Here is a 22794-nt window from a genome sequence, read left to right as displayed (position 1 = left end):
GGGCTTTGCCCGAGGATTTTTGGGGTGATAACATGAAAAGATTTATTGATAGTTTCTCTTCGGATATTTTAAAGATGAGTAAGAAAGAGTTAATAGAATCTATTAGGGCAAGCGAAGGGAGAGTAATTGCTGCTGAAGTGATAAGTCTACTGCAGCCTTTACTTTTAAATATAAGCAATGCTGAATTGGCTGCTGCCTTTGGAGCAGATTTAATCATTTTAAATATGTTTGATTTAAACGAACCATTAGTTCAAGGAATTAAAGTTGAGGATAATTATGACTATATAAAGGAAGTGAAAAGGTTAACAGGCAGACCAGTAGGTATTAATTTAGAACCTGTAGATTTTTCAATGAATATTAAAAGCATAAGCAAAGGAAGGATTGCATCAAAGGAGAATGCTAAAAAGGCAAAAGAAATGGGTGTAGACTTTATAATATTAACTGGCAATCCTAAAACGGGAGTTACCAATAATGAAATAAGTAGATCTATAGAAGAAATAAAATTTGTAGTTGGTGAAAATATAATTTTGCTTGCAGGTAAAATGCACTCATCAGGGATTAAAAAAGAACAAGGCAGCAAATTGATAACTAAAGAGGACATTTATTCATTTATCGAAAAGGGTGCAGATGGCATTTTAATTCCAGCACCTGGAACTATTCCTGGTATTACATTGGATTATGCAAAAGAACTTATAGATTATGTTCATGATTTAGGAGCGATTGCTATGACTACAATTGGAACTTCCCAAGAAGGAGCAGAAGAGAATACTATAAAAAATATAGCTTTAATGTGCAAAATGGCAGGAGCAGATATTCATCATATTGGAGATTGCGGATTACCGGGAATTGCGATCCCTGAAAATATATTAGCTTATTCGATAACTATAAGAGGCAGAAGGCATACATATTTTAGAATTGCAGCATCTATAAACAGATAAAAAGGAGGAGTAAAATTGTTTGGACTTTTTAGTAAGAGACAGATGGAGATAAAATCACCGATAAAAGGAAAAGTAATAGATGTATCACAAGTTCCAGATGAGGTTTTTTCAAGTAAAATGGTAGGAGATGGTTTTGCAATAGATCCAAAAGATAATACTATATATTCTCCAGTTGAGGGAGAAATAATTCAAGTTTTTCCAACGGGACATGCCATTGGAATAAAAACTAAAGAAGGATTGGAGATATTAATTCATATTGGAATTGATACGGTTGAGTTGAAAGGGAAGGGATTTGTCACTTTTGTAAATGAGGGAGATTATGTAAGGGTTGGAGATAAACTTATAACCTTTGATTTAGAACTTATAAAAAATAAAGCTAAGTCAACTATAATTCCTGTTTTAATTACTAACATGGAAAAGGTTAAGGAAATGAACGTAAATTTTATAGATGCTGAAGAAGGCGATGTTATTGCTAATGTAAGATTAAAATAAGGAGGGATTTCTGTGAAGGAAATTTTAGTAAAAATAAATAACCCAACGGGGCTTCATGCAAGGCCGGCAAGTATACTTGTAAAAGAGGCTATGAAGTTTAAGTCGAATATTTATTTAATCAAAAATAATAAAGAATATAATGCAAAAAGTATCATGAGCGTTATGGCAATGGGGGCAGCATTGGGAGATGAAATAAAAATAAAAGCTGAAGGTGGAGATGAAAATGAGGCTATAAATTCACTTCAGAAACTACTAGAAGATTTAAAGGATTGAGGTGGGAGAATGGATAGAGGCATTGCTGCTTCTTCTGGAGTAGCGATTGGACGGGCTCATATTATAAAAAAGAAATAGAAGTTAAAAACTATAGAGTAGAAAATGCTAAAGAAGAGATTGATAGGCTAGATAGAGCAATTTCTATAGCTAAAGATGAAATAGAAAAAATAAAAGATGCTTCAGTTAATACAATAGGAGAAAAAATGCTAAAGTTTTTGAAGCACATTTGATGATTTTAGAAGATATTGAATTTATTAATTCAATTAAAAATAGAATTTATAACGATAAAATTAATGCTGAATATGCAGTAAAATTAGTAAGCTATGAATATTCTCAAATATTTCTTAATATGGAAAATGAATACTTTAAGGAAAGAGCGTCTGATATAAAGGATGTTGGAAATAGAATAATAAATATTTTAAGTGGAAGCAATAATAACTCTATAATAAATATACATAAAAAATGCATCATCGTAGCTGATGATATTACTCCATCTGAAACAGCACAAATGAATAAAGAATTAGTTTTGGGAATTGCAACTAATTTAGGTGGAAAAACATCTCATTCTGCAATTATAGCAAGAACACTTGAAATACCAGCAGTTTTAGGATTAGGGAATATAACAGATGTAGTAAAAGAAGGTGACATTTTAATACTTGATGGTGATGAGGGTATTGTAATTATTAATCCTGATGATGAAACTGTAAAAAGGTATAAAGAAAAACAGCAGAAAATTAATGAGGAAAAAAGTGAACTTTTAAAGTATAAAAATATTATAGTAAACAAAAATGGGAGGTTAATAGAAATAGCAGCAAATGTAGGAAGAATAGAGGAAGTTGATTTAGCTGTAAAATATGGTGCAGATGGAATTGGACTTTTAGAACGGAATTTTTATATATGGACAAAGAGACTCTACCAACAGAAGATGAGCAGTTTGAGGCATATAAGCATGTTTTAGAAAAGATGGAGGGGAAACCAGTTATAATAAGAACTCTTGATATAGGTGGAGATAAACATATTAATTATTTAAATTTAGAAAAGGAACAAAATCCATTTTTAGGATTGAGAGCAATAAGGCTTTGCCTTAATAGAATAGATTTATTTAAAACGCAATTAAGAGCGCTTCTTAGAGCATCGATTTATGGAAATCTTAGAATTATGTTTCCGATGATTTCAGGTTTGGAGGAATTAAGGAAAGCTAAAAGAATCTTAAAGGGAGTTGAAGAGGAATTATCTTCTCAAGGCATTAAATATTCTAATGATTATAAGCTTGGCATAATGATAGAGGTTCCTTCAGCTGCAATAATATCTGATATGCTTGCAAAGGAAGTTGACTTTTTAGTATAGGAACAAATGATCTTATTCAGTATACATTGGCAGTTGATAGGATGAACCAAAATGTATCATATCTCTATGAACCATCACACCCTGCAATATTGAGATTGATTAAAGCTGTTATTGATAATGCACATAGAGAAGGAATATGGGTTGGAATGTGTGGAGAGATGGCATCGGATTTAAGTATGACAGAAACTTTATTTGAAATGGGATTGGATGAGTTTAGTGTATCTCCACCTATGATTTTAAACTTAAAAAGAAATTAGGAGGAACTTATGAAGGGAATTAAAAGCAGTAAAATAATTCTTGAAAATGGCGTATTAGAGGATAGGGTTATACTTTTTGAAGATAAAATAATAGATATAGTTTCAGAAAAGGAATATAATCTATCAACAGTAGAGCTTATGGATGTGGGAGGAAGCTTCGTTTCACCGGGGTTTATAAATATCCATGTTCATGGATGCTCAGGATATGATTTTATGGATGAGGAAGGATTAGAGGAAATATCGAATAACCTTTTAAAAACAGGGGTTACATCCTTTCTTGCCACTACAATGTCGTTGGAATTTGAAAAGATTGAAAGAGCACTTAGAAAAATTAAAGATTTTATGCTAAAGGGAAGATGTAAAGGCTTACTAGGAGTTCATCTAGAGGGACCCTTTATAAGTAAAAAATATAAGGGTGCCCATGATGAAAGATTTTTAATAGATCCTGATTTTAAGTTGATAGAACCCTATAAGGATGTTATTAAAATAGTTACTATAGCACCAGAGCTTGAAGGGGCAGAGGAATTTATTAAAAAATGTTCTAAGGAAGGCATAGTAATATCAATAGGTCATAGTGGTGCAAGCTTTGAGGGAACCTTAAAGGCAATAGAGTATGGTGCTAAAAGTATAACTCATACCTTCAATGCAATGCCTCAGCTTCATCATAGAAACCCTTCGGTTTTAGGTGCAGCCTTTACAACTGATGTTTATTGTGAAGTAATACCTGATAATATTCACATCCATCCTTATCTTTACGAAGTCTTAATTAGAATTAAAGGAAAAGATAGAATAATTCTTGTCACTGATTCAAATAGGGCTTGCCTTTTAAGAGACGGGGAATATGAGCTTGGAGGACAGGCTATAACAGTAAAGAATGGCAAGGCAACACTAAGGGATGGAACTATTGCAGGAAGCGTTCTTAGGATGAACGAGGGAATAAGAAATTTTTACAAAAACACAAACCTTGAGATTTGGGAAGCAGTAAAATTAGCCACAATTAATCCTGCAAGACTATTGGGAATTTACGATAAAAGGGAAGTATTGAAGCTGGGAAAGATGCGGAGTTTTGTATCTTGGATGAGGAATTAAATATAGTAGATGTCATTATGTAAGTTTGAAGATTTATCGGCAAATTAAGCACTTTATCAGGAATGCTATTCTGATAAAGTGCTTTTGTGCGAAATTGTTAGAAAAATTTAATATTTTTAGAATATTTAAAGATAATTTCTATAAATAAGAATCCAACTATTTGTAATATCAATGTTTAAAGGGTATAATGATTATTGTTAAACTTTTAACTAAAGATGGGGGATTTTATGTTAGATCTAGTAAAAAATATCAACAGCATTCTTTGGAGTTATGTTTTAATTTTTCTATTATGTGGGACTGGAATCTATTATACCATTATTTTAAAGGGAGTCCAAATAAGAAGATTTAAGGATGGGTGGAAAAGGGTTTTTGGTAATATAACATTAAAGGGAGAAAAGGCAGGAAAGGAGGGCATGACATCCTTTCAAGCTCTTGCAACGGCAATAGCTGCCCAGGTTGGAACAGGTAATCTTGCCGGTGCAGCAACAGCCATTGCATCAGGTGGACCAGGTGCAATCTTTTGGATGTGGTTAAGTGCCTTTTTGGAATGAGCACCCTCTTTTCAGAAGCAGTTCTTGCACAAACTTTTAAGGATAAGGTAGAGGATGAGGTTACGGGTGGACCTGCCTATTATATTAAAAAGGTTTAGGAAGCAATTTTCTTGCTTATTTATTTTCGGTTTCAATTATTTTAGCGCTAGGATTTATGGGCAACATGGTTCAGTCAAATTCCATCGGAGCAGCCTTTAGTAATTCCTTTGGAATAAAGCCTATTTACGTTGGAATAGTTCTTGCAATTATAGCAGGTTTTATTTTTATAGGCGGGATAAAAAGAATTGCCTCAGTAACAGAAAAGATTGTTCCTATAATGGCACTATTTTATATAATAGGAGGAATAATAGTTATTGTTTTAAACATAGACTCACTTATTCCTGCTTTTAAGATGATATTCCTTGGAGCTTTTAATCCTAAGGCAGCAACGGGAGGAATAATAGGTGCAACTGTTAAAGAAGCCGTAAGATATGGTGTTGCAAGGGGACTTTTCTCCAACGAAGCAGGTATGGGTTCAACACCCCATGCCCATGCTGTTGCAAAGGTAAATCATCCAGTTGAACAAGGGGTTGTGGGTATTATAAGTGTATTTATAGATACATTTGTTATTTTAACCTTAACTGCCCTTGTAATTTTAACTACAGGTTCAATTGAGACTAAAACAACAGGGATAAAGTTAACTCAAGAGGGATTTATAAGAGGTTTAGGATCCTTTGGAGGAGTATTTATCGCAATTGCCCTTTTATTCTTTGCCTTTTCAACAATAATAGGTTGGTATTTCTTTGGAGAGGCCAATGTTAAATTCTTATTTGGCAAAAAAGGGTTAATGCCCTATAGAATATTAGTTATTATATTTATTGCATTAGGAACAGTCCTTGAAGTTCCTTTAGTATGGGAACTTGCCGACCTTTTCAATGGAATAATGGTTATTCCAAACCTTATAGCCTTACTAGTTCTTTCAAAGACAGTTAAAAAGGCACTTGAAGATTATGAAAAAGGAATTAGACTTTAGGTCTAATTCCTTAATTTTCCAAAGAATTTTGAAAAAATTTTTAGAGCAAATTATTGACTTTTTTTATGTCATTGTATAATAGAAAATGTCGTGTGGCCCCTTGGTCAAGTGGTTAAGACACCACCCTTTCACGGTGGTAACAGGGGTTCGAATCCCCTAGGGGTCACCATTTGGGCGCCTAGCTCAGCTGGGAGAGCATCTGCCTTACAAGCAGAGGGTCACAGGTTCGAGCCCTGTGGTGCCCACCATACGGCCCAGTAGCTCAGTTGGTTAGAGTGCCGGCCTGTCACGCCGGAGGTCGAGGGTTCGAGCCCCTTCTGGGTCGCCATATGCCGGCTTAGCTCAATCGGTAGAGCAACTGACTTGTAATCAGTAGGTTGTAGGTTCAAGTCCTATAGCCGGCTCCATAAAAGTCCTAGCAATGCTAGGACTTTTAATTTTTACAAAAAGGTAAGCAAAAGCCTACCCTTTTTATGATATGGAAGATTTAGTTATCCATTTTTTAATTCTTATATCGTCTCCAAAGAATTTATAAACATCAAAGGAACCGAATATCCTTGATTTTATCCTCTCGGCATATATGGAGTCAAAGTCTTCAAGGGGAAGATTTGTGGAAATTATCATCTTTTTATTCTTTAAAAGCCTTGCGTTCAAGATATTAAATAATTCCAACTGGGATAAACCTGTGCTATTAGGTTCAGTTCCAAGGTCGTCTATTATTAAAAGATCGCAGTCCAATATGTCTTCAATGACTTCCCTTTGGGAATTTTCGTCGAATCTGGAATTTTTAATAATGTTTATAAGATCTGGAGCTGTCTGATATATAACAACCTTTCCCATATCCAAAAGGTCTTTTGCTATACAGTGGGATAAAAGGTCTTACCAAGACCAGAACCTCCATAGAAAAAGAGGCTCCTGTCTATATTATCAAAGTTTTGGACAAAATTAAGACAATCGGTAAAAATCCTTTCCATATTTTTTCTTGGTGATGTAGCTTCTCCAGGATAAATTTCATTTGAATAAAGGTTTATATCAAAGGTATCGAAGTTTTCCCTTTTTAGTATCTCCTTTAAATTTGATTGCTGATAAAGCTTATCTATAAGCTTTTGCTTAAAGCAGGAGCACTTTTCCGAACCTATAAATCCAGTGTCTTTGCATTTTTCACATTTATATTTGATTTCCATGTAATCAAGGGGAATTTTATAAAAGGATAAAAGCTCCCCTTTTTCTATTTTTAAATTAGTTATTTTTTCCTTTGTGTTTTCTATTATTTCCTCTGCTTGTTCACCGCCTACAACAGCCATTGCCATCGAAATCCCAAGCTTTTTTATTTCTTCATCAATTTCTTTAATTCTTGGGATTTTTGAATAAACCTTTTCAATTCTTTCCTTTTGCCTTGCCTTTGCCTCATTTTGAAGTTTTTCATAATCCTCCATAATTTCAGCTATTATCCTGCTTCTCAACGTTATCCCTCCTTGAAAGGAGCATTTTTTCAAGTTCCTTTATATCGTATTTTCTCTGACCACCATAACTGTTGAAATAATTTTGTGTTTGCTTATTTGCAACTTTTTGTTTTTTGTCATATTTTTTATTTTATCCAGCGAATCTATGTTATTTTTGTGCCAGTCGTTCAATATGGCATCAACATAATTAAAATTGATTTCATTTATCCTTTTAACGCATATTCTACAGGCTTCCTTAATAAGTTCATCGGAAAATTTATAATCATAAATCCATTTATCAAGAAGTTCCTCTTGAGGTTTTGATATTTCTAAATCTTTAATCCCCATAAAATTAAGTATTTCTTTAAATCTATTCCACCTTTCATCAAATCGATTTAAATGTGCCTGTGCATCTTCGATGGTTTTAATATTGCTTTCATGCCAAGCAATAGCAACCTTTTCTATGTATCTTATGTCGGTTTTTGCTTTGATGCACAGTATTCTACCAAAAGATTAACAACCTCAGGTGGAAATTTAAAATCCTCCACAAATCCAATAAACGTAGAAATTTCCTTAGTTGACAAAGGCCTTGCAATTATTTTTTCTATATTTATAAGCATTTCTTGAAGGCTTTGGGAAAAGTCGTCTCTCCTTGAGTGTGTAAAGGACAAGGAGCCGTCGTTGTTAATAAAAAGTATTCCTATTTCTTGAAGGTATTCAATTGCCTTTATAACATCGCCCTCGAGCATATTAAGATCCTTTGCTAATTTATATGTTGGAATTTCAAGGCCATCATAGGCTAATTTTAATATCATAAGGTAAACCTTTAAAAAGTCACCGTTTATATCCTTAAGATGTTTTTCAAAAATTCATAGGGAACAGGAATAAAATCCAGCAATGGAGAATTTATTTTAATATTTGCCATGGTGATACACCTCTTTTTATTGCTTTAATATATTATATCAGTTTAAGGGGGTTAAAACAAATAGAAATAAATAGTTAAAATGTTGCATAAAATATACTAGGTTGCAAAAATTTTTTTATTATTGTATACTAAAAAATGTGAGCTAAAGAGAAAGGGGGAAAGAAGGTGCAAGGAGAAGGTAAAGTTGATTTTTGTCAAAATTAGTCAAAAACCTTAAATTTTACAAAAAATCGACATTTTTTCTATCCTGGGCTTTTTAGTTGGAATATTCGTTGCAGTAAGCTGCATTGACATAAATATAGACAAGGAATCTGCCTACATAGTAAAGATAAACGGCAGTAAGATTGGTGTGGTTAAAGGTATTGAGACATATAAAAATGTTTTAAATTCCATTAAGGAAACAGATGGTGAATCTCCTTTAAACTCAATATCCTATGAAAGGGTAAATTTTCTAAAGACAAACTTTTTATCTGAAAAGGAATTGGAATATAATATAAGAGAAAAACTAGGGCTTAAGGCAAAGGTTTATAGCATCAAGATAAACGGAGAGGAAATAGCAAAGGTAAAATATTATGAGGATTATCAAAGTCTCTTAGATAAAATTAAAAAATACTATTATCCAAAGGTTCAGGGAGATGTGAAGATAATCTCAGCTACTATAAAGGAAAACATTGAGGCTGTTGAAACCTTTGACTACTACAAAAACACAATGGATACAGATGATATCCTTCAAAAATTGCAGATGGGCAAATGCTAACCTATGAATATGAAGTAAAACAGGGAGATACCGTTTGGGATATTTCCTTGAAAAACGACATTTCTATCGAGGATATTAAACTTGCAAACCCTGATCTTAATATAGATAAGATCCAGATAGGACAAAAGATTAAATTCATAAAGAAAAAGCCATACGTTAATGTGGAAATTGTTGCTATGATAAATGCCAAGGAAGAAATACCCTATGATACAAAGAAGATAATCGATAAAAGCTTAAAACAAGGCATAGAAAAGGTTAAGGAAGAAGGACAAAATGGTCTTGCCTATGTTGAAAAGAAGGTTTATATATTAAACGATGACGTAATCCAAGAGGATGTTTTATCTTCCAAAGTTTTAAAAGAACCTAAGGACGAAATTTTAATTGTTGGTGGGAAGAAAACAAGCTCCTCCTACATGGCCTTTGGAGGCTTTATAAGGCCATCAAGAGGAAGGATAACATCAAGATTTGGATATAGATGGGGAAGAATGCACGAGGGGTTGATATTGCAGCCCCAACAGGGACACCTATATACGCTGCAGCCTCAGGAAAGGTTATCTATGCAGGTTGGAAAAGTGGCTATGGAAAGTGCGTTATTTTAAAACATGGTGATGGCTACCATACAGTATACGGACATGCAAGTAAAATATATGTTAGCATAGGCGAATATGTAGATAGAGGACAAAAGATAGCGGCAGTAGGAAGCACAGGCCGTTCAACAGGACCTCACCTTCATTTTGAGGTTAGAAAAAACGGTGTTCCTAAAAATCCTTTAAAATATATAAGATAACAAGAGCCCTTTATCTTTGATATAAGATAAAGGGCTCTATCTTTACTTTAATATCTTGTCAAAAACAAATAATCCTTTCCCTTGTGAAAACTTGTTTTCGCCAATTCCTATCGTAGATAGGCTTAAGATTGATTTTATATCCTTAGGAGTTAAATTTGGCGTTTTTTCCAGGATTACTGCAATTGCACCTGAAATTATAGCAGAAGCAATGGATGTTCCGGATTTAACAGTATACGCATTTAACAAATTTGATGTTCTGCCAGGGATATATGTTATATCGGAAGCCAATGATTTAACGTTGGATGCCAGCATTACAATATCTGGCTTTACGGTTTTTTAAAAGTAGGTCCCCTTCCAGAGAAACTACAAACCCTTATATTTTTCATATTTCCACCGAACTCGACACCGCCGACGGTTATTACCTCATCGATATTTCCCGGGCAATGAATGGAAAAGCTTTGGGGCCCTGAGTTTCCAGATGGCGCCACCACTGCAATATTCTTTGAAAGAGCTATTTTAATTATCTCTTCTAATGGATTTATATTTACATTTATGTCGAATTCAAAGGGAAGATTGATTACCCTTATGTTAAAACTTTCTGAATATGTTATAAGGATATCAATAGCCTTAATTACATCCGATAAAAATCCCTTTCCAGAGGCATCGAAGGCCTTTATCATAACAATATTTGAATCAGGAGCTATTCCTTCAATGTCTGAAGTATATTTAGAGGCTGCAATACATCCTGATATAAATGTTCCATGACCATTATCGTCATAGGGCTTTTCAATTCCGTTAATTAAATCCTTAAAAAAATTATTGCATTTCGTTTGATTGTAAGGTCTGGATGAGGATATACTCCAGTGTCTACTACACCTATTCCTATTCCCTTTCCTGTTAATTTGAAAAGTTTAGGATAACTTAAACCTATAAGTTTTTCAGCATTTTTCAAGCAAAGATTACCCTTATAGTCATAACATATAAAGGAAACCTCGGGATATTCAGTTATATAATCTATAGAAAGGGAGGAAAGCTCACAGGATATAGCCCTTATGTTTTCGTATTCCCATTTTATTTTACCGTTTGATGATGTTATTTTACTTTTTATTTTTTAGAGTCTTCCCTTAAGGATATGATAACTGGAATTTTGCTTTTAAATTGATCTTCATTAAGTTTTTTAAATAGGGGTCAATTTTTTTATTTAAAAAAACATATTAACCCTCTAAAAATTTATGCATTATATTATATGCAAAATTCCTTTAAATGTTACTTATAAATTCCTTAAAGGCCCTTGCTGCAGGTGAAAGAGTTCTTTTTTGATGAAGGACTAAATAAATATTCCTTTTTAAGTCTAGATTTTTACATCATGCTTTTTTATATAACCTGCCTTAATATAATCTTCACAGGCAAGTTCAGAAACAACCGAAACCCCAAGTCCATTCTTTACAAATTGTAATACCGCTTCAAGACTGCTCGTTTCAATAGCAACCTTTATTTTTTCTAAAAGCCCATTAGAGCTTAAAAACTCTTCGAAAACATTCCTTGTGGCAGAACCGCTCTCCCTTAAGATGAATTTTTCCTTTATCATATCTTCTATGCTATTTATTGAAGGAACATCGGGAGAACTTATCAGTATAAGATTGTCGTCTGCTATTTTTTTATACTCAAGCCTTTCATCGCATATGGTCTCTCCAACTATACCAAGCTCAACATCTCCGTTTAAAACAAGTCCTATTACGTTTTTAGTGCTGTCCTCCTTAACGTCAAAATCTACAGAGGGATAATTTTCTGTGAATTTTTTAACCAAAGATGGTAATAAAAATCTACAGGGTGTTGTGCTGGAGGCAATATTTAATTTTCCTGTAATACTTTTTTGAAATTCGTTTATGGAATATATTGCGTTGTTTCTTATGTTTAAAAGGTTTAGGGCATAGTCGAAAAATATTTTTCCTGCGGGAGTTAAATTAACTTCCTTGCTGCTTCTGTCAAATAAAGTTGTATTAAGTTCCTTTTCAAGGTTTGATATATGGGCACTTATTGTCGGCTGAGATAGGAATATTGCTTCGGCTGCTTTAGAAAAACTTTTAAATTTAGCTACGTTGATAAAAGCTTCAATTTGTTTAAAATCCATTGATTCACCCCTATTTTTAATATATTTTATTTTATAAATACTTTCAATAGTAAATATTTAAAAAAACGATAAACTTTATAATTTACCAGAAAAAAGTAGTTACATTAAGAAGAAGAAAATGATATAATAAAAGTTACGGATTTATAGTTTAAAGAAAAGCAAAGGATGGGTGGAGATGGATAAACTACAGATAGAAGGTGGAAAAAGGCTATTTGGAGAAGTGAATATAAGCGGTGCCAAAAATGCTGCTGTTGCTATACTTCCTGCTTCTATTTTGGCGGATGATGGCCTTTGTAATATAGATAATATCCCTGATATACAAGATATTAAATGCCTTGAAAATATAATGATAGATATGGGAATATCTTTAACTTCTGAAAGGGACGGGCATGTTAAGATAAATCCAAATACGATTAAAACATATAGCGCCCATGGTGAAAATGTAAGGACGATGAGGGCATCCTATTACCTTTTAGGGGCACTTCTTGGAAAGTATAAAAAAGCAGAAGTTGCCTTCCCAGGAGGATGTTCAATAGGGGTAAGGCCTATAGATCAGCATATAAAGGGATTTGAAGCCTTAGGAGCAAAGGTTACAATAGAACATGGATATATCAAGGCTGAAGCACCGAATGGCCTAAAGGGTGCAAATATATACCTTGATGTTGTTTCAGTTGGTGCTACTATAAATATAATGCTTGCTGCATGTAAGGCAGAAGGAATTACTATAATTGAAAATGCTGCAAGGGAGCCCCATGTTGTTGACGTTGCAAACTTTTTAAACTCGATGGGGGCAAATATAAAGGGTGCTGGAACAGATGTTATAAAAATAGTTGGAGTAGATAAGCTAAAGGGATGCGATTATTCTGTAATACCGGATCAAATAGAGGCGGGAACATACATGGTTGCAGCAGCCATCACAAAAGGAGATGTTCTAATTAAAAATGTTATCCCAAAGCATCTTGAATCTATGACTGCAAAGCTTATAGAAATGGGAGTTAATGTTGAAGAGTATGAGGATTCTATAAGGGTTAGCTGCGATAAAAGACCTAAGGCAGTGAATATAAAGACTCTTCCTTATCCAGGATTCCCAACGGATATTCAGCAGCCCTTTACAACTTTACTTTCAGTATCAGAAGGAAGAAGCATTGTTACAGAGAGCATTTGGGAAGGAAGATTTAAACATGTTGATGAGCTAAAAAGGATGGGAGCGAATATAAAGGTTGAAGGAAAAATAGCAATTATAGACGGAATTGAAAGGCTCTCAGGGGCTGAGGTTATGGCAACTGACCTTAGGGCAGGTGCAGCCCTTGTTATTGCTGGTCTTGCAGCGGAAGGAACGACAACAGTTACACATGTAAGGCATATAGATAGGGGCTACGAAAAAATAGAAGAAAAATTAAGAAAACTAGGTGCTAGCATAATTAGGATAACCGACAATAGAGAGTATTTTGAATAAAGGTGGGATTTTCCCACCTTTATTTTATTGCCTTACTTTTATAGCAGCATCGTAAACAGCCTTTGCAACTTCCTTTGTATACTTTAAGGTCAAAGGCTTTTGGAATAATATAATTTTCATTTAATTTATCTTCTTCTACGGAATTTGCAATAGCAAGGGCTGCTGCTATTTTCATATCTTCATTAATTTCCCTTGCCCTTGCATCTAGGGCACCTCTAAAAATCCCAGGAAAGGCAAGGACATTGTTAATTTGATTATCAAAGTCAGACCTTCCTGTTCCTACAATTCTTGCACCGGCTTTTTTGCCTCATCAGGGAAAATCTCTGGCGTTGGGTTTGCCATGGCAAAAATTATTGAATCTTTGTTCATAGTTTTTACCATTTCAGAAGTTAAAACATTAGGAGCAGAAACTCCAATAAATACATCGGCACCCCTTATAACATCCTTTAAAAGGCCCCTTTCACCGTTTGGATTTGTAAGGTTTGCAAGTTCCCTTTTAGCATTATCAATATCACCATTAGGATCTAAAACTCCTTTTTGTCGCAAACTATAATATTTTTAGCACCTGACGACAAAAGAAGTTTTGTAATTGCACATCCTGCGGCACCGGCACCGTTTACAACGATTTTTATTTCATTTAATTTTTTATTTACTATCTTAAGGGCATTAGTAAGGGCAGCCAAGGTTACAACAGCAGTTCCGTGCTGATCATCGTGAAATACCGGAATGTCAAGTCTTTCCCTGAGCTTTTTTCAATTTCAAAACATCTTGGTGCAGATATATCCTCTAAATTTATTCCACCAAATCCCTTTGATATTCTAACGATTGTTTCAACTATCTCATCAACATCTTTAGAATCTATAACAATAGGAAATGCATCAACATCTGCAAATTTTTTAAAAAGGACGCATTTACCCTCCATGACTGGAAGGCTTGCTAAAGGACCTATATCACCAAGGCCTAATACGGCACTTCCGTCGGATATTACAGCAACAGTATTCCACTTTCTTGTATATATGTAGGCTTTATCTGGATATTTTTGTATCTCAAGACATGGCTGTGCAACTCCAGGTGTATAGGCGAGGGACAAATCCTTTGAATTATTAACTTCCACCCTTGATATCACTTCTATCTTTCCTTTAACCCTTTCATGAAAGGATAGGGCTTCATCGTAAATCGACATAATATCACTCTCCTTATAATAAAGAAAACTTATATTCTAATGATATTATACGATATATAAAGAAATTTATAAAACATTAATCTACTACGAAATTTGTCAACAATTGTTGATATAGCTTGAATTTTACCATATAATGATTTTAAAGGAGGGGGATAAGCTATATGCATAAAAATAGATCATTTGTATTTAAGGCTTTTGCCTTTTTACTACTTTTGCTGATGCTTTTTCAAATCTATTATGTAAAAATATTAACTGATAAATTTTATTATCAGGTTGAAATTCAAAGGAAGAATGAGCTAAAGCAAAAGATCGATATGGTATATAATGCTATTTCACCTATATTACAATTAAAAAGACAGGGAAAGATAACAAAGAAAGAGGCTATAGAAAGAATTGCTGATTTAGTAAGAAGGATGACCTATGATGATGAGTATTCAAAAATTATATTTTTATGAGTAGCTACGATGGAACATATATAGTTCAACCCTTTGAGAGGGAAAAGGAATGGAAAAACTTTTGGAATTATAAAGATATAAAGGGGACTTATGTTATAAGGGAACTTGTCAAGGCGGCAAAGGAAAGTCCAGAAGGGTCTTATGTTTCTTATTATTCTGCACCTCCAGGTTCTAGCGAACATCAATTTAAGCTTTCCTATATAAAGGGAATCCCGGAGATAGAAGCATATATAGGAACAGGCATGTATGTTCAAAACACATTTAAGTCAATGTTTAAACTTCTTTTTCAATAAAATCTGCAATTTACCATATAGTATTATTTACAATAATCTTGTTTATATCCTATATTTACAGACTGAATTCTGATTATAGAAGGCTCAAGGAGGAGACTTTAAAAAGAAAAATTCTTTTGAAAACTCCCTGATGCTTTAGTTGAATTTGATAAATCAGGGCTTATCGTAGATGTAAACAAATCCTTTGAGAAAATATTTGGATATAAAAAGGAAGAGTGTATAAGAAGACATATAGATGATTTAATTACAGATGAAATGTATATTGAGGAAGCGCGACAAATTAGTAATCAAGTTTTTCAAAATGGATTTTGCAATGTTGAAACAGTAAGGTTTAATAAAGAGAAAAAACCTGTTAATGTTTTAATTAGAAGCATTTTAATCAAGATAAACGAACGCATCTATGGTGGCTTTGGGATTTATACGGATATAACAACACAGAAGAAATATGAAAAAGATCTTAAGTATTTAAGTTACCATGATACATTAACTGGGCTTTATAATTTTAGATATTTTAATAGTTTTGTTAAAAATATAAAGCATAGCGACTTGCCCTTGGAATTATAATGGCAGATGTTAATGGTCTAAAACTTGTTAACGATACCTTAGGCCATTTATATGGTGATAAACTTTTAATTTCCTTTTCAAAGATTTTATTAGAATCAAAAGGGATAAGGATGTAGTGTTTAGATTAGGGGAGATGAGTTTTTAATTTTACTCCCTAATACACAAGCAAAAGAAGTTGAGGAAGTTTTAAATAACATAAAACATAATATAGAGAAACATAATGAAAATGTTAGCGAAAGGATTTTAACCTTAAGCGTTGCCCTTGGGATGGCGGTAAAAGATGATAATAGGGATTTTAAAGTTGGCTTTAAGGAAGCTGATAACAATATGTATAAGAATAAGCTTTTGGATAAGACAAGTTCAAGAAACCAGATTTTAAATGTTCTGATGGCTGCCTTGGGAGAGAAGGATTATGTAACTAAAGGGCATACTGAAAGGGTAAAGAAAATGGCACATAAAATGGCAGAAAAGATGGGGCTTGGTGAGGTTCAAAAAATAATCTTTTGCTATTATCAGATATGCATGATCTTGGGAAGGTTGCAATATCAGATGATATATTAAACAAAAGGGAGCCTTTGACGGATGAAGAATGGGAGATTCTAAAAAGTCACCCTGAAAAGGGATATAGAATTGCGGTATCCTCACCAGAGCTTGCAGGAATAGCAGATCTTATACTTAAACATCATGAAAGATGGGATGGAAAAGGCTACCCATTAGGTCTTAAGGGTGAAGAAATCCCAGTAGAATGTAGAATCCTAGCCGTTGTTGATGCATATGATGCCATGACAAATTCAAGACCTTACAATATAGTTAAAACCCACGAGGAGGCCATAGAAGAGATAAAAAGATGTTCAGGAACTCAGTTTGACCCTAAGATTGCGAATGTGTTTTTGGAGGTTTTTGAATAATAATGCAATCCTAAAAGGAAAAAGCCTTTTAGGATTTTTTATTGACAAGAGTAAAAATTATGATATAATGATTATTGTTTATAGTTGATAATGAATATCATTACATAAGAGGAGGAAAAACATGAAGAAAATATTGGTAATTGCACTATCTTTAATGATTTTAGTAGGTATTTTTTCTGGATGCTCTAAGCAAACACAAACAGCAAATCAAAATAACGAAAAGAGAGTAGTTAAAACTATAAAGGGTGATGTTGAAATACCAGCTAATCCTCAGAGAATAGTTGATATTTCTGGATCCAGCGAAATATTGTTGATTTTAGGATTTACTCCAGTTGCCACTGCAAACACTGATCCTTATAAACCGACGGAATTCCCTTCATATTTAAAGGACAGGCTAAATGGTTCAAAGATAGTCGGCTTCTATATGTCAGACACAATGGATGTTGAGGGAATTATAGAGACTAATCCTGATCTTATAATAATGAGCCAAAGACAGGAAAAAATTTATAATCAATTAAAGGAGATAGCACCTGTTATTGTATTAAAGGAATATGACAATGATTGGAGAAGCAAGATGGTAGATGTTGCAACACTTCTTGATAAGAAAGATGTTGCAATGAAGTGGTTAGAGGAATATGACAAAAAGGCCCAGGAAATAGGAAATAAAATTAGAGAAAAAGAGAAAATGAAAGTTACCTTTCTGTGCTTGCAAGTGCAGGACAATTCTTTGTATTTAGTAACGCAGGAATTGGAGATATTATCTATAATGATATGAAATTAAACAAACCAGCTAATCTTCCTAAACAAGAAAATATTAGTCTTCCTGTTGTAACCCTTGAAGGTTTATCACAGATAGACTCAGATAATTTAATAGTTTTAGCTACAGAGACTGATAAGAAAGCACTTGAAGAAAGTTCAATATGGAAAAATATAAGAGCTGTTAAAGAAGGAAGGGTAATTTATCTTGATAGTTCTCCATATTTTGGTCAAAGTTACGAACCAATCGGAAAGGAGTTGCTTTTAGATATTTTAAAAACTCAATTAACAAAATAACAGGTTAGTAAAAGGGTGACTTAAGGTTAACTTATGTCATCCTTACTTTTCTTACGGGAGTGATTAAATGCATTTTAATATAAGAAAAAGTTTTTTATATATAAATTTAATTCTCATTCTAATCTTGTTTTTGGAATAATTCTATCCATATCCTTTGGAGCTAAAAATATAAGGTTTACTGAGGTAGTAAATAGCATTTTTATATCAAGAGAAGGAATAAATTCACAGATTATTTGGGACATTAGAATTCCAAGGGTCCTTTCAGCTGCTTTAGTTGGGGCTTATTTATCTGTATCGGGTGCAATATTGCAGGGGATTACAAGAAACCCTTTAGCAGAACCGTCGATAATAGGAATTACTCAGGGAGCAATATTTACAATTGCAGTTTTTCTTGCGATGAAAAAAGCGTAGCAAGCTTAGAATTGATGTTAATATCCTTTTTAGGCTCTTCCTTTAGTGGTATGTTGGTTTATTTTATTAGTTCGAGAAGGATAAAAAAGTGGATCCTATAAGACTTGCCCTTGCAGGCGTTGCAATAGGAACTTTACTCATATCCTTAGCAACTGCGATTGCTATGATATTTAATCTTTCACAGCAGCTTAGCTTTTGGATTTCTGGGGGATTGTCAACATCAAAATGGACTTCATTAAAATTGTTGTTTTATTTAGGTATTGTAGGGATAGTGATATCAATTCTTATTTCACATAAGATAACAATTATAAGTTTAGGAGATGAGGTTGCAACAAGTTTAGGTGTTAGAATTAATTTAGTAAGGCTAATAGCAATTGTTGCAGTTATTTTATTAAGTGGAAGCTCGGTTTCAGTGGCAGGAAATATTGCCTTTGTAGGACTTATAGTTCCACATATTGTAAAATTTTTGGTGGGAACTGACTATAAACGTATTATACCTACGTCAATCTTAATGGGGGCAAACCTACTTGTTTATAGTGATATAGTTGCAAGAATGATAAATAAACCATATGAGACGCCAATAGGTTCATTAACAGCTTTAATTGGTGCTCCTATTTTTATTTATCTTATCAGAAGGGGGCATAGAGGAATTTGAAAAATATAAAAGGAAAATATAAAAAATTTTTGCTACTTTTGCAGTATTATTAATTATTATCCTGATTACAATAATTATTAGTTTGAGTGTAGGTTCTTACAAAATACAACCTATTGATATATTAAGAACCTTTATAGGACAAGGGAGTAAAAAACATAATTTGATTATTTGGAATATAAGATTGCCAAGGATTATTATGGCTATTTTAGTTGGAACCGCCCTCTCCATATCAGGGGTTATTTTACAAGGAATAACAAGAAATGACCTTTCGGATCCTGGAATAATTGGAATTAGTTCAGGTTCAGCCCTTGCGGTTGTTATGTATATATACTATATGAATGGAAATGTTTATGATGGAATAAGCAACTTTACCATTTTTACGATGCCTTTAGTTGCTTTTGTAGGGGCTTTTTAGGAGCTCTTTTGATATACATTTTTGCATGGAAAAAGGGATGGATGCAAATAGATTGATTTTAACGGGAATTGGAATTAATGCCATATTTACTGCCCTTTTAATAATATTTCAACTTAGATTTACAACTCAAGAATTTAATAGAGTTATTATTTGGACCCTTGGAAGTTTGTGGGGAACTGATTGGAGATATGTTTTGGCTGTTTTCCCAGGGATAGTAGTGATTTCGTTTATAGCTTATTATAAGTCAAGGTATATTGATGTTATTAGTTTAGGGGATGAAATTTCGGTAGGGCTTGGAATAGAACTAGAGAAAGAAAAAGAAAGCTTTTAATAATTTCTGTATTATTAGCATCAATGGCAACTTCGATTTCTGGAACCCTTGCATTTATAGGACTTATTTCACCGCATATTGCAAGAAAATTGATTGGAGCAAAACATAAATATTTGATACCTATATCTGCATTGATAGGGACAATGATTCTTTTGGTTTCAGATATTTTTTCAAGAAACTTAATTTTAATTGGAGAAATGCCAGTAGGTATAATAGTATCTTTTATAGGAGTTCCGTATTTTATATATTTAATGTTAAAACAATGATTAGGGAGATTTGTATGCATATTATAAAAACTGAAAACTTAAGTATTGCTTATGATAATTATGAAATAGTAAGAAATTTAAATCTAAATATACCAAAAGGTAAAATAACTGCAATAATTGGTGCCAACGGATGTGGTAAATCAACGATACTAAAAACTATCGCAAGAGTTATTAATCCTAAAAAAGGTAAGATATATATTAAAGGTGAAGATATATTAGAAAAACATCCTAAGGAAATTGCAAAGATAATGGCATTTTTACCCCAAAGCCCAGTTGCACCTTTAGGGCTTTGTGTTGAAGATTTGGTTTCCTATGGAAGATTCCCTTATAAAAGTGGATTTGGAAGTTTAAATAAAGATGATAGGGAAATTATAGACTGGTCAATTGATGTGGTTGGTATGAAGGAATTTAAGGATAGACCTTTAGAGGAGCTATCGGGGGACAACGACAAAGGGCATGGATTGCTATGGCACTTGCCCAACAAACAGAGATTCTTTTGCTAGATGAGCCGACCACTTATCTCGATATACAACATCAACTGGAAATTTTAAGATTACTTGAACAATTAAACAAAAAAGAAAAAGAACTATAGTAATGGTAATACATGAACTTAACAATGCAGCAAGATTTTCTGATTATATTATAGGTATTAAGAGTGGCAAAATAGTTTGTGAAGGAAAACCTGAAGATGTTATAACAAAAGAAAATCTAAGAGGAATATTTAATATTGATGCTGAAATAATTTATGATTCTAAATATAATAAACCTGTATGTGTGACATATGATTTGATGAGTTAATCAATCCTTTTATTTTACTTATTGTTATTTCAATAATAAAGAATTATAATATAGCTTGATATATTTTATTCGAAAGAGGAGATTCTATGGAGTTTTGTTCAATATACAGCGGAAGTAGTGGCAATTGTCTTTATGTAGGAACAGAAAAGACTAAGCTTTTAGTAGATGCAGGCCTTACAAGGAAAAAAGTTCAAGAGGGATTAAAGGAAATTGGAATAGATCCTACGGAAATAAAAGGTATACTGATAACCCATGAACACGATGACCATATTAAGGCGGCAGGAATTTTATCAAGAAGGTTTAATATTCCTATTTATGCTAATACTAATACATGGAATGCAATTTATAAGGCCATTGGTGAGGTAAAGCTTCACAATATAAAGGTATTTGAAGGCTATGAAGGTTTTGAGATTGGAGATATATTCATAAAACCCTTTAAAATACCCCATGATGCGGTGGACCCTGTTGGATATTCCTTTTACCATAAAAACAAAAAATATCCATAGCAACGGATATAGGCCACTCCAGCAAAGAGGTTAAAGAAAACATAAAGGATTCTGATTTTATACTTTTAGAATCAAATCATGATGTTGAACTTTTAAAGATAGGTCCATATCCATATCATTTAAAAAGGAGAATACTTAGCGACAGAGGACATCTTTCCAACGAAGATGCAGCAAAAACGATTTTAGAAATATTAAACCAAAGGATAAAAAGGTCATGCTTGGGCATTTAAGCCAAACTAACAACTACCCTGAGCTTGCCTTAAGAACGGTTATTTCAATTTTAGAGATGAATGGAGTAAGGGATGGAGAAGATATAATAATCGACATTGCCCATAGAGATAGGGTTGGGAGGGTTCAATCTATCTAAAAGGTGGTTTGTATGGAGGAGAGAAGACCTTCCCTTTTTCTTATTTTGTGGTTTCACTTTTAGGTGCAGTAATTGGTGCATTTTTGATGGTTACCTTTTTTCCTGCTGCAACACAAGGTAAAGAGGAAAACAAAATTGAAAACAGGATTATCATTGAAAAAACTACCGACTTTTCCTATGCAGCAAACAAGGTTTTGCCTTCGGTAGTTTCGATATCCAGCAAAGGACAAGTTGCATCTGGCTTTATAATCGACCAAGACGGATTTATCGCCACCAACAGCCATGTCCTTGATAAGAATATGATCATAACCTTAACGGATGGTAGAGAATTTACCGGCAATGTTGTTTTTGAGGACAGGGTCTTGGACCTTGCTATAATAAAGATAGAAGCGGACAATCTTAAGGAGGTAACCTTAGGGGATTCAAACCTTATAAATATAGGGGATAGCGTTCTTGCCATAGGGAACCCTTTAAATTTAAGGTATCACAGGACTGTAACGGCTGGCATCATAAGCGGTAAGGATATAACCATTGAGATTGAGAAGGGAAAGTTTATGGAGGATTTAATCCAAACGGATGCAGCAATAAACAAGGGAAACAGCGGAGGCCCCCTTATAAATCTTAGGGGTGAGGTTATAGGTATAAACTCCGTTAAAGCTTCTGAATATGAGGGGATAGGCTTTGCAATTCCAATAAATATAATTAAGCCGATATTAAAATCTCTAAGGGAAAAGGGAGAATTTAAGCCGCTAACGTTAGGGCTTAAGGTATTTGATGTTGAAACAGCACGATATTATAATTACAACATAGACAGAGGAATATATGTTTATGAGGTTATAGAGGATGGTCCAGGTTTTAAGGCAGGAATTAAAGAGGGGGATGTCATCCTTTCTATAGACGGTGTGGAGGTTAACAAAGTTGTAGACCTTAAAAGGGAATTGTATTTAAAGGAAATTGGAAGCAAGGTAATTTTAAAGATTAAAAATCCAATAGGTATGGTAAGAGAAGTTGAAGTTCTTTTGGATTCCATCGATAATCTTTCAGTGGATGTTTTTAGATAAAGCTATTGATTTTTATTAAATAATGTGTTATCATATAAAAGATAATAAAAGAGGTCTTTAAATCAGTCCCG

At 33.4% G+C, this 22794-nt stretch carries 28 protein-coding genes, 4 tRNA genes and 7 pseudogenes; 30 read left to right on the top strand and 9 right to left on the bottom strand.

What is annotated here, in order from left to right:
- Positions 1-32 precede the first annotated feature (32 nt).
- The 10 genes and pseudogenes from PWK10_RS14960 to PWK10_RS14905 all read left to right on the top strand — a co-directional run bounded on the left by PWK10_RS14960 (position 33) and on the right by PWK10_RS14905 (position 6366).
- Positions 33-938 (top strand): DUF7916 family protein, encoded by a 906-nt coding sequence (locus tag PWK10_RS14960; protein WP_274766596.1) that lies wholly within the window; start codon positions 33-35, stop codon positions 936-938.
- A 15-nt stretch (positions 939-953) separates the two neighbouring features.
- Positions 954-1430 (top strand): PTS sugar transporter subunit IIA, encoded by a 477-nt coding sequence (locus PWK10_RS14955; RefSeq protein ID WP_274766595.1) that lies wholly within the window; start codon positions 954-956, stop codon positions 1428-1430.
- A 12-nt stretch (positions 1431-1442) separates the two neighbouring features.
- Complete coding sequence (locus tag PWK10_RS14950) at positions 1443-1703, top strand: HPr family phosphocarrier protein (RefSeq protein ID WP_274766594.1); 261 nt, start codon at positions 1443-1445, stop codon at positions 1701-1703.
- 9 nt (positions 1704-1712) lie between these two features.
- A pseudogene (ptsP, locus tag PWK10_RS20105) lies at positions 1713-3307 on the top strand (phosphoenolpyruvate--protein phosphotransferase).
- A gap of 9 nt (positions 3308-3316) precedes the next feature.
- Positions 3317-4396: an N-acetylglucosamine-6-phosphate deacetylase gene (gene nagA, locus PWK10_RS14930; protein ID WP_274766590.1), complete on the top strand. Its 1080-nt coding sequence runs from the start codon at positions 3317-3319 to the stop codon at positions 4394-4396.
- A gap of 227 nt (positions 4397-4623) precedes the next feature.
- A pseudogene (locus PWK10_RS14925) lies at positions 4624-5959 on the top strand (alanine/glycine:cation symporter family protein).
- A 94-nt stretch (positions 5960-6053) separates the two neighbouring features.
- Positions 6054-6128: transfer RNA gene (locus PWK10_RS14920), tRNA-Glu, on the top strand.
- 3 nt (positions 6129-6131) lie between these two features.
- A tRNA-Val gene (locus PWK10_RS14915) sits at positions 6132-6207 on the top strand.
- Between the two features lie 3 nt (positions 6208-6210).
- Positions 6211-6287 (top strand) — tRNA-Asp (locus PWK10_RS14910).
- Positions 6288-6290: 3 nt separating this feature from the next.
- Positions 6291-6366, top strand: a tRNA-Thr gene (locus PWK10_RS14905).
- Between the two features lie 64 nt (positions 6367-6430).
- On the opposite strand, the gene PWK10_RS14900 is transcribed toward PWK10_RS14905, so the two are convergent.
- From PWK10_RS14900 to PWK10_RS20100, 4 genes and pseudogenes are all read right to left on the bottom strand, one after another.
- Positions 6431-6799 carry an ATP-binding protein gene (locus PWK10_RS14900; protein ID WP_274766589.1) on the bottom strand — a complete coding sequence of 123 codons (369 nt, stop codon included), beginning with the start codon at positions 6797-6799 and terminating at the stop codon, positions 6431-6433.
- 17 nt (positions 6800-6816) lie between these two features.
- The gene (locus tag PWK10_RS14895; protein ID WP_274766588.1) at positions 6817-7422 is read right to left on the bottom strand and encodes an ATP-binding protein; all 606 of its coding nucleotides are present in this window, start codon (positions 7420-7422) and stop codon (positions 6817-6819) included.
- Positions 7423-7461: 39 nt separating this feature from the next.
- Positions 7462-7749, bottom strand: a complete 288-nt coding sequence (locus PWK10_RS14890) for a DnaD domain-containing protein (protein WP_274766587.1) — start codon at positions 7747-7749, stop codon at positions 7462-7464.
- Positions 7750-7860: 111 nt separating this feature from the next.
- A pseudogene (locus PWK10_RS20100) lies at positions 7861-8021 on the bottom strand (DnaD domain-containing protein); the annotation flags it as partial.
- A 654-nt stretch (positions 8022-8675) separates the two neighbouring features.
- Between PWK10_RS20100 and PWK10_RS14880 the strand changes: the two are divergent.
- Genes PWK10_RS14880 through PWK10_RS14870 form a run of 3 tightly spaced genes read left to right on the top strand, consistent with a single transcriptional unit; the run spans position 8676 to position 9870 of the window.
- Positions 8676-9083 carry a hypothetical protein gene (locus tag PWK10_RS14880; RefSeq protein WP_274766585.1) on the top strand — a complete coding sequence of 136 codons (408 nt, stop codon included), beginning with the start codon at positions 8676-8678 and terminating at the stop codon, positions 9081-9083.
- The gene (locus tag PWK10_RS14875) at positions 9077-9682 is read left to right on the top strand and encodes a G5 domain-containing protein (protein WP_274766584.1); all 606 of its coding nucleotides are present in this window, start codon (positions 9077-9079) and stop codon (positions 9680-9682) included. The genes PWK10_RS14880 and PWK10_RS14875 overlap by 7 nt, the downstream gene beginning before the upstream one ends.
- Positions 9586-9870, top strand: a complete 285-nt coding sequence (locus tag PWK10_RS14870) for a M23 family metallopeptidase (RefSeq protein WP_274768310.1) — start codon at positions 9586-9588, stop codon at positions 9868-9870. The genes PWK10_RS14875 and PWK10_RS14870 overlap by 97 nt, the downstream gene beginning before the upstream one ends.
- Before the next feature lie 42 nt (positions 9871-9912).
- Here PWK10_RS14870 and PWK10_RS20095 read toward each other — a convergent pair whose 3' ends face one another.
- From PWK10_RS20095 to PWK10_RS14850, 4 genes are all read right to left on the bottom strand, one after another.
- The gene (locus PWK10_RS20095) at positions 9913-10182 is read right to left on the bottom strand and encodes a S8 family serine peptidase (protein WP_446715261.1); all 270 of its coding nucleotides are present in this window, start codon (positions 10180-10182) and stop codon (positions 9913-9915) included.
- Between the two features lie 14 nt (positions 10183-10196).
- Positions 10197-10661: a S8 family serine peptidase gene (locus PWK10_RS14860; RefSeq protein ID WP_274768309.1), complete on the bottom strand. Its 465-nt coding sequence runs from the start codon at positions 10659-10661 to the stop codon at positions 10197-10199.
- Between the two features lie 8 nt (positions 10662-10669).
- A complete protein-coding gene (locus PWK10_RS14855; RefSeq protein ID WP_274766582.1) occupies positions 10670-10822 on the bottom strand; it encodes a hypothetical protein in 153 nt (50 codons plus the stop codon).
- Between the two features lie 399 nt (positions 10823-11221).
- The gene (locus PWK10_RS14850; protein ID WP_274766581.1) at positions 11222-12001 is read right to left on the bottom strand and encodes a selenium metabolism-associated LysR family transcriptional regulator; all 780 of its coding nucleotides are present in this window, start codon (positions 11999-12001) and stop codon (positions 11222-11224) included.
- 175 nt (positions 12002-12176) lie between these two features.
- On the opposite strand from PWK10_RS14850, the gene PWK10_RS14845 reads away from it, so the two are divergent.
- Positions 12177-13457, top strand: coding sequence for a UDP-N-acetylglucosamine 1-carboxyvinyltransferase (locus PWK10_RS14845; protein ID WP_274766580.1), 1281 nt, complete (start codon positions 12177-12179; stop codon positions 13455-13457).
- Positions 13458-13481: 24 nt separating this feature from the next.
- On the opposite strand, the pseudogene PWK10_RS14840 reads toward PWK10_RS14845, so the two are convergent.
- Positions 13482-14640: pseudogene (locus tag PWK10_RS14840) on the bottom strand (NAD(P)-dependent malic enzyme).
- A 161-nt stretch (positions 14641-14801) separates the two neighbouring features.
- Between PWK10_RS14840 and PWK10_RS14835 the strand changes: the two are divergent.
- The 16 genes and pseudogenes from PWK10_RS14835 to PWK10_RS14770 all read left to right on the top strand — a co-directional run bounded on the left by PWK10_RS14835 (position 14802) and on the right by PWK10_RS14770 (position 22723).
- Complete coding sequence (locus PWK10_RS14835; RefSeq protein WP_274766578.1) at positions 14802-15095, top strand: cache domain-containing protein; 294 nt, start codon at positions 14802-14804, stop codon at positions 15093-15095.
- Complete coding sequence (locus PWK10_RS14830) at positions 15092-15388, top strand: cache domain-containing protein (protein WP_274766577.1); 297 nt, start codon at positions 15092-15094, stop codon at positions 15386-15388. Before PWK10_RS14835 ends, PWK10_RS14830 begins: the two co-directional genes overlap by 4 nt.
- Before the next feature lie 135 nt (positions 15389-15523).
- Positions 15524-15952, top strand: a pseudogene (locus tag PWK10_RS14825) (PAS domain S-box protein); the annotation flags it as partial.
- Positions 15952-16068, top strand: a complete 117-nt coding sequence (locus PWK10_RS14820; protein WP_274766576.1) for a diguanylate cyclase domain-containing protein — start codon at positions 15952-15954, stop codon at positions 16066-16068. The pseudogene PWK10_RS14825 and the gene PWK10_RS14820, both read left to right, overlap by 1 nt.
- Before the next feature lie 7 nt (positions 16069-16075).
- Positions 16076-16513, top strand: a complete 438-nt coding sequence (locus PWK10_RS14815) for a GGDEF domain-containing protein (RefSeq protein ID WP_274768308.1) — start codon at positions 16076-16078, stop codon at positions 16511-16513.
- Positions 16471-16860: an HD-GYP domain-containing protein gene (locus PWK10_RS14810; protein WP_274766575.1), complete on the top strand. Its 390-nt coding sequence runs from the start codon at positions 16471-16473 to the stop codon at positions 16858-16860. The genes PWK10_RS14815 and PWK10_RS14810 overlap by 43 nt, the downstream gene beginning before the upstream one ends.
- A gap of 121 nt (positions 16861-16981) precedes the next feature.
- Positions 16982-17635 carry an ABC transporter substrate-binding protein gene (locus PWK10_RS14805; protein ID WP_342455552.1) on the top strand — a complete coding sequence of 218 codons (654 nt, stop codon included), beginning with the start codon at positions 16982-16984 and terminating at the stop codon, positions 17633-17635.
- Positions 17632-17913: a hypothetical protein gene (locus tag PWK10_RS18990; protein ID WP_342455551.1), complete on the top strand. Its 282-nt coding sequence runs from the start codon at positions 17632-17634 to the stop codon at positions 17911-17913. Before PWK10_RS14805 ends, PWK10_RS18990 begins: the two co-directional genes overlap by 4 nt.
- Before the next feature lie 96 nt (positions 17914-18009).
- Positions 18010-18324 (top strand): iron chelate uptake ABC transporter family permease subunit, encoded by a 315-nt coding sequence (locus tag PWK10_RS14800; protein ID WP_342455814.1) that lies wholly within the window; start codon positions 18010-18012, stop codon positions 18322-18324.
- Between the two features lie 88 nt (positions 18325-18412).
- The gene (locus tag PWK10_RS14795; RefSeq protein ID WP_274766574.1) at positions 18413-18979 is read left to right on the top strand and encodes a FecCD family ABC transporter permease; all 567 of its coding nucleotides are present in this window, start codon (positions 18413-18415) and stop codon (positions 18977-18979) included.
- An 82-nt stretch (positions 18980-19061) separates the two neighbouring features.
- Complete coding sequence (locus PWK10_RS14790) at positions 19062-19394, top strand: iron chelate uptake ABC transporter family permease subunit (RefSeq protein ID WP_274766573.1); 333 nt, start codon at positions 19062-19064, stop codon at positions 19392-19394.
- Between the two features lie 37 nt (positions 19395-19431).
- Positions 19432-19725 carry an iron chelate uptake ABC transporter family permease subunit gene (locus tag PWK10_RS18985; protein WP_342455550.1) on the top strand — a complete coding sequence of 98 codons (294 nt, stop codon included), beginning with the start codon at positions 19432-19434 and terminating at the stop codon, positions 19723-19725.
- Positions 19726-19748: 23 nt separating this feature from the next.
- Positions 19749-19991 carry an iron chelate uptake ABC transporter family permease subunit gene (locus PWK10_RS18980; RefSeq protein ID WP_342455549.1) on the top strand — a complete coding sequence of 81 codons (243 nt, stop codon included), beginning with the start codon at positions 19749-19751 and terminating at the stop codon, positions 19989-19991.
- A 14-nt stretch (positions 19992-20005) separates the two neighbouring features.
- Positions 20006-20789: pseudogene (locus PWK10_RS14780) on the top strand (ABC transporter ATP-binding protein).
- A gap of 86 nt (positions 20790-20875) precedes the next feature.
- Positions 20876-21662, top strand: a pseudogene (locus PWK10_RS14775) (MBL fold metallo-hydrolase).
- A gap of 8 nt (positions 21663-21670) precedes the next feature.
- A complete protein-coding gene (locus PWK10_RS14770) occupies positions 21671-22723 on the top strand; it encodes a S1C family serine protease (RefSeq protein WP_274766572.1) in 1053 nt (350 codons plus the stop codon).
- Positions 22724-22794 lie beyond the last annotated feature (71 nt).

The organism is Caloramator sp. Dgby_cultured_2, assembly GCF_028872215.1.
Lineage (GTDB): Bacteria > Bacillota > Clostridia > Clostridiales > Caloramatoraceae > Caloramator > Caloramator australicus.
The sequence above is the reverse complement of the archived record's forward strand: the minus strand, read 5'-3'. Positions and strand labels throughout refer to the sequence as shown.